The sequence below is a fragment of the Bifidobacterium phasiani genome, assembly GCF_019331775.1.
Lineage (GTDB): Bacteria > Actinomycetota > Actinomycetes > Actinomycetales > Bifidobacteriaceae > Bifidobacterium > Bifidobacterium phasiani.
This window is the reverse complement of record NZ_JAHBBD010000002.1, coordinates 161,228-176,048: the sequence shown is the minus strand read 5'-3', so window position 1 is coordinate 176,048 and position 14,821 is coordinate 161,228. Positions and strand designations below refer to the sequence as shown.

Here is a 14,821-nt window from a genome sequence, read left to right as displayed (position 1 = left end):
ATGCGTCGCCGCGTGCGACGGTAGCCGGGGCGTTCGGGTGGCGCGATCCGGCACAATGTGCCCCGTCCCGCGCCTCTTGCTGAGGTCTGGGGCGGGGCATCTTGATTAGGTGTGGCGGATTTGGGGGTGTGCAGACACCTATCTGCGTTAGCTGGGGTATCCGGTTCGGAACACCCCGAGTATCGATGGCGGTATTCCGCCATCGATACTTGAGGTGTCCGCGCCGGGCTGCCTCACCTAGTGCGGATGGATGTTCGCAAGGTCCCGAATCCGCTACACCTAATGCACATTGATTACGTGCGCGCAGCGTGTGGGATGGTTTCTGTGTCCGTGAGGCGCTCAGGCCGCGATGACGCTGATGCGCTGGCGGATGTGGTCGCCCTTGACGGCCTCGTCGACCATGGCGATCGCATAGTCGGCGTAGCTGATGACGCTTTCGCCGCGCTCGTTGAGCGTGAGCTCCTCGCCGCCCAGGATGTACGAGCCGGTGCGCTCGCCGTCGGCCTGGAAGTCGGCGGCGGGGCTGATGTAGGTCCAGCGCACGTCGTCGCGGGCGCGCAGCTCCTGCAGCGCCTGGCCCATGGCGGCGGCGAGCGGCTTGAACGCGTCGGGGAACGCCGGACCGTCGGCCACGCGCGTGGTGTGTTCGGCGTCGGTGTACAGGCTGCCGGCGCCGCCGACGACCAGCAGGCGGGTGTCGGTGCCGGAGAGGATGTCGCACAGGTGCTTGAGCGAGGTGCCGTGCTGGGGCAGCGTGTCCTCGGCCCAGGCGCCGAAGGCGTCGATGACGACGTCGAAGCCTTGGAGGTCGGCCGCGGTCAGGTCGTACAGGTCCTTGACGATGGCCTTCGGGGCGACGGTCTTGTTCTCGTTGCGAACAACGGCGGTAACATCGAGTCCGCGGTCAACCGCTTCCTTGGTGATGAGCCGGCCGGCCTTGCCGTTGGCGCAAATAACTGCAATCTTCATGGTTTTCTGCCTTTCGACGTTGGGATGACGGTGTCGATTTGTTGTAATCACCGCGCTTACAACGAACAGTATGCATCATTCAAGATGTAATGTCAAAAGTTACAACAAGATGGCGTGTCGGCAGCGTCTTCCGTCATCCGGAGCCGGCGCTCTTTGGGGAATCGATGCCGCCGAATCGCCGTCGCCTGTCTCGTATTCGTGACGCTGCGCACATTGTGCGTTTGATCGGGGAAGTCGTGGCGAAGGATTACGGGGCGCTGTATGGGCAAAGCGACTCTCGGCCTCGTGCACATTGTGCGTTTGGGGGAGGGCGTGACGATTGCCGGGCGTGCTCATTGACGGCGAATGCACATTGTGCGTTTGGGGGAGAGGGGCGCGCCGGCGAGCTATGCGGCGGGTCGCGTCGGTTGGTGTTGCGGTCCCGTGGATCCTGCGCGGCTCCGGGCCGGCCCGTGGCCGCCCGCCGGCGATCGGCCGCGACTATCCGACGACGATCGTCGGCTTCAGCAGCACATGCAGCTGGTCCCCGTCGCCCTCGCCGCCGGCCCCCGAACCACCGGCTCCTGAATTGCCGGCCCCCGCGCCCGCCGCGGCGTCCCGTCCCGCCGTCGCGCCGCCTGCGGCGCGCGCGTCGAGCTGCTCGCGGATGATGCGCACGATCTGCCGGGCGCTTTCGGTGAGCGGCTGGTCGACGGTGGGGAACTCGAGCGACTGGGCGGAGGCGGTGTTGTCGAATCCGGTGACGACGATGTCGCATTCGCGCGGCAGCGCCATGATCGCGCCGGTGGCGAGCGTGTCGCTGACGCAGACGATGGCGTCGACGTCGGGCCGCTGCTCGAGCAGCGCGACGCAGGCGGCCTGTCCGGCGCCGATGCGGTCCTCGCCGTAGGCGCACAGGCTGTCGAGCTCGTCGGGCCGCGCCATCCGGGCGTCGAGCAGGGTGCGCTGCCAGCCGGAGCGGCGGTCGGCGCCCGTGCCGGAAAGCCCGGGCCACCCGATGAATCCGATATGCTTGCGCCCGTGCAGGATCAGGTGCCGCGTCATGTCGGCGATGCCCTGCCGCCCGTCGACGTCGACCCAGGGCACGAGCGGGTCGTACATGTCCGCCACGCCCCACGGGCGGCCGAACAGCACGAACGCCTGGTGGTGCTCGATGAGCCAGGGCAGTCGCGGGTCGCCGTGCTCGGTGTCGGTGAGCACGAACGAGTCGACGTCGCCGCCGCGGGTGAGCGCCTCGAACTGGCGCAGCTCCTCCTGCTTGGAGTCGGTCTTGTACAGGATGACGCGGATGTCGTGCGCGTCGGCCTCTGTGACGAGCGCGTGCAGCAGCCGGTCGTAGATGCGCGAGTAGCTGACGGGCGCGATGCCGATGGCGATGGTGTTGCTGCGCTGGGTGCGCAGGCGGCGGGCCGAGGCGTTGGGCGTGTAGCCGAGCTGCTCGATGGCCTCGATGACGAGCCTGCGGGTGGCCGGCTTGACGATGGCGGGGTTGTTCAGGCTGTTGGACACGGTCTGCGGGGAGACCCCGGCGCGGCGGGCGACGTCCTTGATGCTGACCATGGTTCCCCCTTTGTTGTTTTGTATCGTTCGAACGCGCTCGGACGGCGGCTCCCTGTGACTCCTGATTCGAGTGTACACGCCGCGCGCCGCATGGGCGATTCCCCTGCCGCCGCCTCCGTCCGCCGATTTGACGGATGCGTGCGGTGGGTGCTATCGTAGGGAGTGCTTTTGGAACGTAAAAATTCCGAGTCGCACACATCAACGAGGAACGCTGTGCACGGCACCCAGCAGACCGACAAGTCGCCGCGATTGACGCGGTGTTTCGTGCGCCTCAAAATTGTAACGTTCAAAAAGCCGGTAGGTGGATCCGGGGTCGCACGGCCCCGGAAAGGAACGAAAGGACTCAACGATGAGAAAGAAGATCACGGCGGCGCTCGCGGCGTCCACGGCGGGCATGCTCATGCTGGCGGGCTGCGGCGGCAGCGGCTTCGACGACGACTCCGACGCCAACGCGGACGGCGGCCTGACTAACGACACCTCGCAGACCCTGACCGTCCTGATCGGCTCCTCCGGCGACGCCGAGACCCAGGCCGTCGAGAAGGCCGTGGCCGACTGGTCCGAGCAGTCCGGCCAGAGCGCCGAGGTCGTGGTCGCCAGCGACCTGTCCCAGCAGCTGTCGCAGGGCTTCGCCGGCGGCGACCCGGCCGACGTGTTCTACCTGGCCCCCGAGCAGACCGCCGGCTTCGCGGAGAACGGCTCGCTGCTGGCCTACGGCGACTACCTGGAGAACAAGGACGACTTCTACGACAACCTGCTGCAGACCTTCACGATCGACGGCGAGCTGTACGCCGCCCCGAAGGACGTCTCCACGCTGCAGCTGTTCATCAACGACGACCTGTGGGCCGCGGCCGGCCTGACCGAGGCCGACTACCCGACCACCTGGGACGAGCTCGAGACGCTGTGCGCCCGGCTGACCGACGGCGATCACGTCGGCCTGACCTTCAGCGGTGAGTACGCGCGCATCGGCGTGTTCATGAAGCAGGCCGGCGGCGGCTTGGTCAGCGACGACGGCACCGAGGCCATCGCCAACTCCGAGGAGAGCGTCGAGGGCCTGCAGGAGGTCAAGGACCTGCTCGCCACCGGCGACGTCGCGACCGCGGCCGACCTCGGCTACGGCTGGGGCGGCGAGGCCTTCGGCTCCGGCGCCGCCGTCATGGCCATCGAGGGCAATTGGCTGACCGGCAGCATGAGCGTCGACTACCCGGACGTCGACTACACCGTCGTCGAGCTGCCCGCCGGCCCGGCCGGCAAGGGCACGATGCACTTCACCAACGGCTGGGGCATCGCGGCCGACAGCCCGAACCAGCAGGGCGCCATCGACCTGGTCGAGTACCTGACCAGCGACGACGTGGTCATGGACTTCGCGGACGCGTTCGGCATCATGCCGGCCACCACGACCCTGTCCGACGCCTGGACCGAGGCCTACCCCGAGCTCAGCGCCTTCATGGCCGGCCTGGAGTACTCGGTGACCGTGCCGACCGCCAACGGCGCCGCCGACGTCATCACCGACTTCAACGCCAAGCTGGAGAACCTGGCGAACACCGAGGTCACGTCCATCCTCGACGAGACCCAGACGAACCTCGAGGCCATCCTCTGACCTCCCGGATCCGCCCCGGTCCCGGCCTGCACCCAGCGCCGGGACCGACGGCCGGGGCGGCGGCCCGAGACGGCCGCCCCGGCCCCGCGGGCCCCGCCCGCCAGCCATCGCCGGGCCGCCTCGCCACCGCGACCGCGACCCTTGTCCAAGGGAGAACACGAGATGAAACACACATTCCGCTCGCCGGCGGCGAAGTCGAAGCGAGCGAAGAAGGCGGTGCCGGTCCGCCGCATCAACCGGCGCAACGAGGAGATCTCCGGCTGGCTGTTCGTCGCGCCGATGATCATCATCCTCGGCCTGTTCCTCGTCGTGCCGATCGTCATGGCCCTGTGGGTGAGCTTCTCCGACTGGAGCGGCCGCGGTTCGCCGTTCGGCTCCAACGTCAGCTTCATCGGCCTGGGCAACTACGCCGAGGTGCTCACCGAGCCCGGCCTGGCGCAGAGCGACTTCGGTACCGCGATCCGCAACAACCTGTGGTACACGATCCTGGTCATCCCGCTGCAGACGCTGCTCGCGCTGCTGCTGGCCGTGCTGGTCAACCGCCGCGCGCTCAAGGCCCGCGGGTTCTTCCGCACCGCGTTCTACTTCCCGTCGGTGACCAGCTCCGTGGCCATCACCGTGCTGTGGCTGTTCCTGTTCAACGCCTCCGGCTCCATCAACGCGGTGCTCAAGTGGTTCGGCGTCAACGGCCCGAACTGGTTCAACGACTCGCGCGGCCTGATCCACATCCTGCTGTCGAAGTTCGGCGTCGAGCAGGGCCCGGCGTTCCTGACCGGCCACAAGTTCCTCGGCGTGAGCCTCTGGGAGTGGCTCTCCGGCCCGTCGGTCGCGATGTTCGCGATCATCCTCATGGTCGTGTTCACCACCTCCGGCACCTACATGCTCATGTTCATCGCCGCGCTGCAGAACATCGGCGAGGCCACCGAGGAGGCCGCGATCATGGACGGCGCCAGCTCGTGGCAGCGGCTGTGGAAGGTCACCGTCCCGCAGCTCAAGCCCACGATCTTCACCGTGGTCACGCTCGGCATCATCGGCACCTGGCAGGTGTTCGACCAGATCTACACCGGCACGCAGGGCGGCCCGGCCAAGACCACGCTCACGCCCGCCTACCTGTCGTACAGCGCCGCGTTCAACAGCCAGAAGTGGGGCAGGGGCGCCGCGATCGCGTTCATCCTGTTCCTGATCATCATCGTGATGAACGCGCTGCAGCGCTGGGTGATGAAGGACAAGAAGCTCTCCCGCCGCAAGCGCCGCGACTACGAGGCGATGAAGGCGGAGGCCCGCTCGATGAGCCGGGCCGAGGTGCTCTCGCTCGGCTCTCACGGCTCCGGCCCGGTCGACCCGAAGGTCGCCGCGGCCATGGGCGGCGCCGCGACGGCCGCCGCAGGCGGCAAACCCCAGGAAGGAGGGGCACGATGACCACGCACTTCGCCTCGCCGGAACCCGGCTCCGCCCCGGCCAGGCCGCGCCGGAACGAGCCGCTGTGGTACCGGATCCTGCACAGCGGGTTCCTGGTGTACATCCTGCTGCTCGCGCTCGCGGTCGTCTACATCATGCCGTTCCTCATCCAGATCGCCACGTCGTTCAAGACCGACGCGGACGCGACCGCCAACCCGGTGTCGCTGATCCCGGAGACCTGGACGACCGCGGCCTACGAGCGGCTGTTCCTGAACTCGGACTTCCCGCTGTGGTTCAAGAACTCGTTCATCGTCACGATCGCGGTGACGGTGTGCCGCGTGTTCTTCGACTCGCTGGCCGGCTACGCGCTCTCGCGCCTGCGCTTCCGCGGCCGCAACCTCATCTTCGCGCTGCTCGTCGCGGTGATGAGCGTGCCCGGCGTGGTGCTGCTGATCCCGAAGTTCCTCATCATCAACAGCCTGGGCATCTACGACAGCTATGCGGGCATGATCCTGCCGCTGCTCATCGACGCCTCCGGCGTGTTCATCATGAAGAACTTCTTCGAGTCGATCCCGCGCTCCGTCGAGGAGCAGGCGATGATCGACCGGGCCGGCACGTTCCGCATCTTCTGGCAGATCGTGCTGCCGATGGCGCGGCCCTCGCTCGTGACGATCGCGATCCTGTCGTTCCAAGGTTCGTGGAACGAGCTGTCGCACTTCATCGTCTCCACGCAGTCCACCGAGCTGACCACCCTGACCAAGGGCGTCGCCTCGCTGGCCAGCGGACAGCTCAGCTCCGGCAACCAGTACCCGGTCAAGCTCGGCGCGGCCGTGGTGATGACCATCCCGGTGGCGGTGCTGTTCTTCATCTTCCAGAAGAAGATCATGAACACGTCGGAAGGCTCGGTCAAGGAGTAGGCCCGCGGCCCACGGATCCCCGACCCTCGTCAACAACGGAGAAACCCATGACAACTCATACCAACGCACAGCCCCGCCAGCCGTGGATGCACGACATGAAGGCGCTGGTCTGCGCGCCCGCCCAGCTGTGGTGCGACCCGGACGGCACGGTGGCCGGCGGCGGCACGCACGCCGGGGCCGCCAGCATCGGCGGGTTCTACGTCGCGGACACGCGCGTCGTCTCCTCGATCGGCGTCGCCGTGGACGGCGAGCCCGCGACCCCGCTGACCTGGCGCACGACCCGCCGCGCCGCGAGCGTGACCTCGATGGTGGCGCGCAACGTCGACGGCCCGACCGTCGACCCGCAGCTGCGGCTGGACGAACGCCGCGAGCTCGCCCACGACGCGCTGACCGAGCGGATCGACGTGCGCAGCGCCGCCGACCGCGAGCGGACCGTCACGCTGTCGGTCGCGATCGGCCTGGACATGGCCACGATGCAGGAGGTCAAGGGCGGCGCGCCCTCCGCCGCGGCGAGCGGCGGCGCGATCGCGCTGCGCGCGGCCGACGGCGCGGCGGTCGCCGAATACGGCGGCATGACCGTGACGATCGAGCCGGTGGGCGGCGAGACCTGCGGAACTGTCGGTGATGCAACCGGCGGAGCGGATTGCGGTGCAGCCTGCGATGCGGCCGCCGGGACCGCCGACCGCGGGACCGCGCCGACCGTCGCGATCGACGTCGACGGCCTGGTCTGCACGGCCCGCTGGACCCTGACCGTCCCCGCGCGCGGCCGCGCCGGCGTCGGCCTGCGCGTGCGGGTGGCCGCGCCGGACGCCGTGGTCGCCGCCGCGGGCACGCCCTGCCCGTGGGACGGCCTGCGCGCCGTCGCCGACGACAGTCGCGTGCGCCGCTGGGTCAACGCCTCGCTCGACGACCTGGCCGGCCTGCGCCTGTCGGTCCCCGCGCTGCCCGACGACGAGTTCCTCGCCGCCGGCGCGCCCTGGTTCTTCACGCTGTTCGGTCGCGACTCGCTGTGGGCCGCGCGGTTCCTGCTGCCGCTGACCACGCGCACCGCGATGGGCACGCTGCGCACGCTCGCGCACTTCCAGGCCACCGAGCTCGACGCCGCGACGAACGCCGAACCCGGCAAGATCATGCACGAGCTGCGCGGCGAACAGCTCGTGTCCACCGGCGCGTTCGCCGAGGACGGCATGAGCCTGCCGCCGCTGTACTACGGCACGATCGACGCGACGCCGCTGTGGGTCATCACGCTCGCCGAGGCGCTGCGCTGGGGCGCGCCGGAGGACGAGGTGCGCGCGCTGCTGCCCAACCTCGAGGCCGCGCTCGCCTGGCTGCGCGACTGGGGCGACTGCGACGGCGACGGGTTCCTGGAATACGTGGACCGCACCGGGCAGGGCCTGAGCAACCAGGGGTGGAAGGACTCCGGCGATTCGGTGCGCTGGAACGACGGCAGCATCGCCGACGGGCCGATCGCGCTGTGCGAGGTGCAGGGCTACGCCTACCAGGCGGCCATGCTCGGCGCCGACCTGCTCGACCGCTTCGGCCGGCCGGGCGGCGACGAATGGCGCGCGTGGGCGGCGACGCTCAAGCGGCGCTTCAACGAGCGCTTCTGGGTCGACGACGGCCGCGGCCGCTACCCGGCGATCGCGCTCGACCGCGACAAGCGGCCGGTGGACGCGCTGACCAGCAACATCGGGCATCTGCTCGGCACCGGCATCCTCGACGAGCGGGGCGTGCGCGACGTGGCCGCCCGGCTGGCGAGCCCCGAGATGCTCAGCGGCTACGGCGTGCGCACGATGAGCAGCGCCGCCGGCGGCTACTGGCCGCAGAGCTACCACTGCGGCTCGGTGTGGGCGCACGACAGCGCGATCGTGATGAACGGGCTGGCCGCCGAGGGGCATGTGGACGAGGCCGTGCGGATCGCCGAGGGCCTGGTGCGCGCCGCCGAGGCGTTCGACTACCAGATCCCGGAGCTGTATGCGGGCGACGCCCTGGAGGACGGCGCCGGCGGGCCCGCGCCGTACCCGGCGGCCTGCCATCCGCAGGCCTGGTCGGCCGCGTCGTCGGTGGCGGTGGCCGCGCTGCTGCTCGGCATGCGGCCCGACGGGTCGACGCATCCGGTGGATTCGCCGCTGGCGCGCGGGCTGCGGTTCGAGCGCGGGTGAGCGGAGCCGGCCGACCGGTCGGCCCGCTGACCGGTCGGCCGGTCGGTTGCATGCTCCGGTTGGGCATGGAGCCCCGGTGTGATTGCCGCCGTGGACACGAGAGGTGTCCACGGCGGCTTTCGTATATACACGGTGTGGCTTGTGGCCTTGGGGCGGGAGCGCGCGGGGCGGGGGCGCTGCCGGGCGATTGCGGTTCGATGTGGAGTCGAACGCCGGGCATATTCTCCGATGTCTTTCGGGGGTATTGCATGGGGGATGAAGGTGTTGCGATGACAGTGTTTTTCGTGACATAAAGGGGGCTACTCGCGCCATATGGGGGTATCTCCCCCACGTCTGATTGTGGGTAGCATGGCCAGCAGAGTGTCAAGAACGATGCCGTCCGTGGCTCGTGGGGGCGGGCAAACCACCCACGAAACCGCGAAACGGTGCGGAAAAGCAGAGGAATGACGCGAAAGGGAGAACGGGTTATGCGTAACCGCAAGTTCAAGAACATGCTCGGGGGGGGGGTATCCCCATTTGGCTCCTCTGACGGGCGTGACCGCAAACGCACCGGAATCAACCGCTTGCTGACCGCGATCGTGGCCCTGGTGGCCACGGTCGCGCTCGCCGTTCCGACCGCCTACGCGGTCACCGGCGACACCGTCGTCGCAGGCGACGCGGCGCAGCAGGATGCGGCGGATGGTACGCAGGGCGACGCCGAATCGGATGCGGCGTCGGTTGCGGATGTGGTGGAGCCGTCGTCGGATGATGATGTGCGTTCGGCCGATCCGGTGGCGCAGGATGATGGCAGTGCGCTGTATGTGGTTGATGTGCCGGTTGGTCAGGGGGATGCGGCCGGTTCGTTGGGTGTCGAGGTGACGGTGCCGGCCGGCGCGCTGCCGGAGGGTGTGGCGCTGGTCGCGGGCGCGGTCGAGGATGCGGATGCGGTGTCCTCCGCGCTGACAGGTGCGGGCGTGGAGTATGACGGTCTGCTGGCCGTGGACGTGCGCTTCGAGGATGCCGAGGGTAACGAGGTGGAGCCGTCCCAGCCGGTGTCGGTGCGTTTCGACACGACCCAAAGCGTGCTGGGCGGGGATGTGGATGCCTCGACTCTTGCGGTGCGTCACCTGGCGGAGGATGCGGATGGTGCCGTGGAGTCGGTGGACATGGTCGCCGACGCGGGCGATCAGTCCGATGGCACGGTGAGCGTGGACGGCGTCGCCGTCCTGAGCGCCGACGAGACCGCTGATGCTGGCGCTGACGCGGCGGTGTCGGCCGAGTTCCAGGTGGACTCCTTCTCCAGCTTCACCATCACATGGGTTAAAAATAACTACATAGGCAAGGACTATACGCGTGACGTGGAGGTTTCCTGTGTTGACGCTGATACGAAGCAATCGTTGCCGGGCGGTGCGTGCGTAAGCATTCCCGATAGCGACGACAATAAATTAGAAGTCAATAATGGGCAGACAATCCTCTTCTCGAAGGATAGCGATTACGCCAAGCGATATTTTCAGATCAGCGGCTATACCTATGAATCTGCAGAGTACAGGTACCAGTTCAACAATTCGAATTGGACTAATTGGAGCGGTCTGACGTCGTTGCAGAATACCAAAAATAGTTATAGCAGTGGTTGGACCACTAAGGTGAACGACAATGAACTGAGTGGCAGTCATGTGACGGTGCAAGTCCGCCTATGCTACACCGAGAAAGAGAATCCAGATGGCGGTTCCGGTGATGAGGGTGAGACCGGGGACAAGGACGTGACGGTGACGACGGGTAAGACCGCCGTGCTGAATGACGATGGTAATTATGATTTGACGTTGTCGGTCACCGGTGATCGTGGGTCGAGCAGCCAGAAGCAGAAAGTGGATGTGCTGTTCATTCTCGATAAGTCCGGCAGTATGGCGTTTACGCTTGACAAAGAGGATGAATACCCCGGTAAGTATGAAGACAGCCGTATGGACCTGTTGCAATCGTCGGTGAAATCGTTGGTTGACACGGTCGAGGCGAACGATGGTATCGACGCGCGGTATGCCGCGGTGGCGTTCGCCGGCGACGGCGGTGGGAATCACGGCAGCACGTACACTACGACAAGGAACAACGGTGCGGCATGGCGCGACAGCAACGGTATTACGTCTTTTGTCGATGACATTGATGCCGATGGTGGCACGAACTACCAGCGTGGTATCCATGAGGGCATTGGCCTGCTGAAGAGCGCGCGTGATGACGCCTTGACCTTCGTGGTGTTCGTTTCCGACGGCATCCCGACGTACCGGGGCAACTACGACGACTCGGGTAATGGCAGCAGCGACCCCAGCAACGAGAACATCAATGCCGCCGTAAATGAAATCAGAGGGTTGTCTTGTGATTACTTCTATGCGCTTGGTATGGGCCCTGAGTTCGGCCAGCAAGGCGGCCGGCCTGGGCGTCCGGAACAGACGGTCGATAAAGAGGGCACAGCGAACCTGAAGGCTCTCGCGAATGCGGTGAATGCTACGTCGAAGGGCGACAACAACGTGTTCAACGCGAGCGACACGACCGCGCTGCAGAACGCGTTCAACCAGATTGCGTCGAGCATCACGTTCTTCGCTGCAAATAACGTGGCCATGATCGACCCGTTGAGCAAGTATGTCGACTTGGTGGCCGTGGCCGGTTCCAGTGGTTCTTCTCCCGCCTACCAGTTCACAGTGAAACTGGAACATCGTGACAGTGACGGGAATTACACCGTTGTTGATACTGAACCTATCGAGGTCAGCCCGGGCGAGGTCGGGACATCTGTGACGTTGAGCCACCAAAATGGTGAAACGACGGAGAACGTGCCGATGACCGTGTATGTCGAAATGGTGGGTGGCCAGGAGACCATTCGCGTGGTCTTCGATTCCAGCTATCAGCTTGCGCAGAACTATCGGTACACGGTATCCACCACGATCACCCCGAGTAATGATGCCAAGCAGTACGTTGGGTCTGACACGAATGAGGATGACCAGCAGACGCCTGACCCGGGTACAGGCACGCATGCCGATGAGAACGAGACGGGTTTCTGGAGCAATGATAACGCTAATGCGAAGGTGACCTATGACGCGATCGTGACCGACGAAAACGGAAACGTCACGAGCAGCACGCCGGGCGAGCAGTCCTTCCCGAAGCCGGTCATTCAGGTTACGGTTAAAGATGTAATCCTTGATGGTTCGGATTTTGTGACTGTGAAGAAAGTTCTCGCGGGGCGCGATTGGCTTGAAAACGAGTATTTCGATTTTAAGTTAGAAGCGTTGAATCCTGAGAACGCACCTATGCCGATCAAGGATGGCTCGCAGCAAGATACGTTGAGGATCGAGCGGCCGACAACTGGTTCGCAGAAAACGACGAATACGGGATCATTTGGCGACATCACGTTCACTGAACCCGGCACGTATACGTATACGTTGCAGGAGGTCCGGCCAGATGATATCGCTGATCGCTATGGCTTGGAATACTCGACGGATAAGTATCTGATCACCGTCATTGTTCCAGAGCCCATGGCGGCGCCGACCGTGACTGTGCAGTTGGTTAATGATAATAATGAGGCGATTAACCAGCAGCCGGAAGACGTCGGTGAGCGTATCGCGACGTTTATGAACTCAATCACGGTGGCAGAGCAACCGGTGCAGAAGGACCTCGTCGGCCGCAAGTGGGGCAAGGATGATGAGTTCACGTTCCGCGTGCAGGCCGTCAATGATAGTCTGCGGCCGTTGCCTGATAGCGCTGAAGTGCCATTCCAACCGATGAACGCGACGCCCGTTACTGATAAGTCGAATACGTGGGAGTTCACGGTTTCGAAATCGGACACCAGCTGTAGCCCGATTGAGGAGGGATCCGACTGGACTACGTGTAGAGCTGGTCTTCTTTTCGGAGCGGTGAACGGATACAGCGCTAAGTCTGTCAAATATCTTGTGTACGAGATTGACGATGGTGAGCCCGGCATGACATACTCGCAGGCCCGGTACACGTTCGATGTGGGTATTGACGACAGTACGGGGTATCTGAGCATAAACAACGTTGAACCCGTCAAACAGGATGATGGCGACGGCTCTGATGGTTCCGGCCCGTCGACGTACGAAGCCTTGCCTTCGTTGATGTTCACCAATCGGTATACCGAACCGGTGTCGGCGTTGCCGTTGACTGGCGGCGACACGACCGCGCGGAGCATCATGCTCGCCGGTGGCGGTGTGCTGCTGCTGGCCGGTGCGGCGTGGTTGCTGGCCAGGCGTCGGCGAGTCTGACGAGTGCTTGGCCGGGCGGCGTGAGCCGTCCGGCCCCAGGGCCGGTCTGTCCGGCTGGCCCTTACCCCTTATCCAATATTGAGATTTCCCGCCTGTCCTCCGCTTTCCCGGATGGGTCGGGGGAAACCTTCAGGGAAAGCGAACCAGATAACTGAAGAATCCATTTTTCCAATAGTCATCCCGCTCCTGCTTCTGTGGGGGTGGGGGAGTTAAGGAGAAAAGAACAATGATGATGAAGGGCATGTTGAAGAGGTGCCTGGCCGGTGTGGCCGCCGCCGCTCTCGCGGTGACGGGCATGGCCGCCATGAGCGGCGCCGCCAACGCCGCTCCGGTCGCCAGCGCGGATATCACGCTGACCGGCGACGCCGCAGGCCGCACGTTCGATGCGTACAAGATTGGTGATTACGCGGATGTCAACTACGATGCCGAAAACGGCGGTGGTCTGCTTTCCGTGGGCGTGTCCACCGACCCCGACTGGTCGGAGATCCTGGAGGACGCGATTGGCGCCGTCACCTCGACTCTGGACCCGACTTACGAGGAGAGTGAGTACCAGGGCAATCCCGCGGGCTTCATCGCGAACCTGGACACCGCCGCCGACGGCGCCGCGCTGCGCCAGATCGTCGAATACATCGAGGATCAGATCAACGACCCCGATGTCGATACGCCTGATGCCGACATTCCGCAGGTGCAGGGCACCGCGGACGGCGTGACGATTCCCGTGAAGGATGACGGCCTGTACCTGGTCATCGACAGCAATGGCACCCCGATCCTGGTCGGTTCGCCCGTCCAGGTGGCCACCGAAGGTGCGAACCAGTACGAGAACGAGATCGGCGCCACCAGCAGCAAGATGCCGCTGGGCGCTGCCGATCTGAAGCCGCTGACGGGTCCCTCCACCGACAAGACCGTCGAGGAGGCGGAGGACGAAACCGTGATTAAGTTCGACGACCAGTCCGCCTACGTCGGCCAGACGCTGCAGTACACGGTGTCGACCAAGGTGCCGAACACGACCGGCTTCGGTGGCGATGGCAACCCGTACGTTCTGTACATCCAGGATGACCCGAGCTCCAGCCTGACCCTGCAGAACGATTACAAGGTAGTCATCAAGGGCGCCGGACAGGAAGGCACCGATCTCACGGTGAATCCGTGGGACGGCAACAGTGAAGAGCCAGATCTGTACTATCGGATTGTCACGCCGCAGGTCAACGATGGCGACCCCGTGACCATCATGATCAGTGACCTCGCCGGCTTTGACGGCATGCCCATCGAGGTGACCTACACCGCGAAGGTCAACGAGAACGCTCTTAAGGATGCGGTGAACAACGTGGCCGGGGCCAGCCATGACAATAAGAACTGGGGCACCACGGGCAGCACGACCGTGCGCACGTACGGGTTCGACTTCACCAAGACCAACAAGACCGGTGATAAGAATCTGCAGGGCGCCGAGTTCATCATCAGCCGCACGGACGTCATCGATGACAACAAGTACCTCATCTATGACACCGTCAATGATACGTGGACGACCGGCACCGAGGACCAGGCCAAGGCCAGCCCCGTCGTCAGCGATTCGAACGGCCAGGTGAGCTTCCAGGGCCTGCCGCTCGGCACGTACACCGTCAAGGAGGTCAAGGCACCGACGGATTACATCACCCCGTCCAACATGACCCTCACCGTGACCCTGACCGATGAGAATGAAGACGGCGTGGTCGAGGTCCAGATCAAGGGCGGCGACGGCTACCTGTCCGGTAATCAGGAGGACGGCTACAAGGTCTACAACGCGGCCAGCCTCGCCGAGCTGCCCATCACCGGCGCCGCGGGCATCACCATGTTCGTGGTCCTGGGCCTGCTGATCGCGGGCGCGGGCGTGACCGTGTACATGAAGTCGCGCGGCGTGCGCAACGCCATGCGCGCCTGACATCCTGATCCCGTCGGATTCCCGGAGTGCTGACGTGGCCATGCATCCGCGTGACGCGGGGTGGACGA

At 65.2% G+C, this 14,821-nt stretch carries 8 protein-coding genes; 6 read left to right on the top strand and 2 right to left on the bottom strand.

Features of this window, described 5'->3' with window-relative positions:
* Positions 1 to 339: 339 nt before the first annotated feature.
* Positions 340 to 969 carry an NAD(P)-dependent oxidoreductase gene (locus tag KIH73_RS01855; protein ID WP_219079950.1) on the bottom strand — a complete coding sequence of 210 codons (630 nt, stop codon included), beginning with the start codon at positions 967 to 969 and terminating at the stop codon, positions 340 to 342.
* A 480-nt stretch (positions 970 to 1,449) separates the two neighbouring features.
* Positions 1,450 to 2,529, bottom strand: coding sequence for a LacI family DNA-binding transcriptional regulator (locus KIH73_RS01850; protein WP_219079948.1), 1,080 nt, complete (start codon positions 2,527 to 2,529; stop codon positions 1,450 to 1,452).
* A gap of 349 nt (positions 2,530 to 2,878) precedes the next feature.
* Between KIH73_RS01850 and KIH73_RS01845 the strand changes: the two genes are divergently transcribed.
* From KIH73_RS01845 to KIH73_RS01820, 6 genes are all read left to right on the top strand, one after another.
* Positions 2,879 to 4,126, top strand: a complete 1,248-nt coding sequence (locus tag KIH73_RS01845; protein WP_219079946.1) for a sugar ABC transporter substrate-binding protein — start codon at positions 2,879 to 2,881, stop codon at positions 4,124 to 4,126.
* Positions 4,127 to 4,288: 162 nt separating this feature from the next.
* Positions 4,289 to 5,545: a carbohydrate ABC transporter permease gene (locus KIH73_RS01840; RefSeq protein ID WP_219079944.1), complete on the top strand. Its 1,257-nt coding sequence runs from the start codon at positions 4,289 to 4,291 to the stop codon at positions 5,543 to 5,545.
* Positions 5,542 to 6,441 carry a carbohydrate ABC transporter permease gene (locus KIH73_RS01835; protein WP_219079942.1) on the top strand — a complete coding sequence of 300 codons (900 nt, stop codon included), beginning with the start codon at positions 5,542 to 5,544 and terminating at the stop codon, positions 6,439 to 6,441. Before KIH73_RS01840 ends, KIH73_RS01835 begins: the two co-directional genes overlap by 4 nt.
* Positions 6,442 to 6,488: 47 nt before the next feature.
* Positions 6,489 to 8,603, top strand: coding sequence for a glycogen debranching N-terminal domain-containing protein (locus tag KIH73_RS01830; protein ID WP_236022508.1), 2,115 nt, complete (start codon positions 6,489 to 6,491; stop codon positions 8,601 to 8,603).
* A gap of 467 nt (positions 8,604 to 9,070) precedes the next feature.
* Positions 9,071 to 12,841: a DUF7604 domain-containing protein gene (locus KIH73_RS01825; protein ID WP_219079940.1), complete on the top strand. Its 3,771-nt coding sequence runs from the start codon at positions 9,071 to 9,073 to the stop codon at positions 12,839 to 12,841.
* Positions 12,842 to 13,082: 241 nt separating this feature from the next.
* A complete protein-coding gene (locus tag KIH73_RS01820; protein WP_219079938.1) occupies positions 13,083 to 14,753 on the top strand; it encodes a SpaA isopeptide-forming pilin-related protein in 1,671 nt (556 codons plus the stop codon).
* The last annotated feature ends 68 nt before the right edge of the window (positions 14,754 to 14,821 follow it).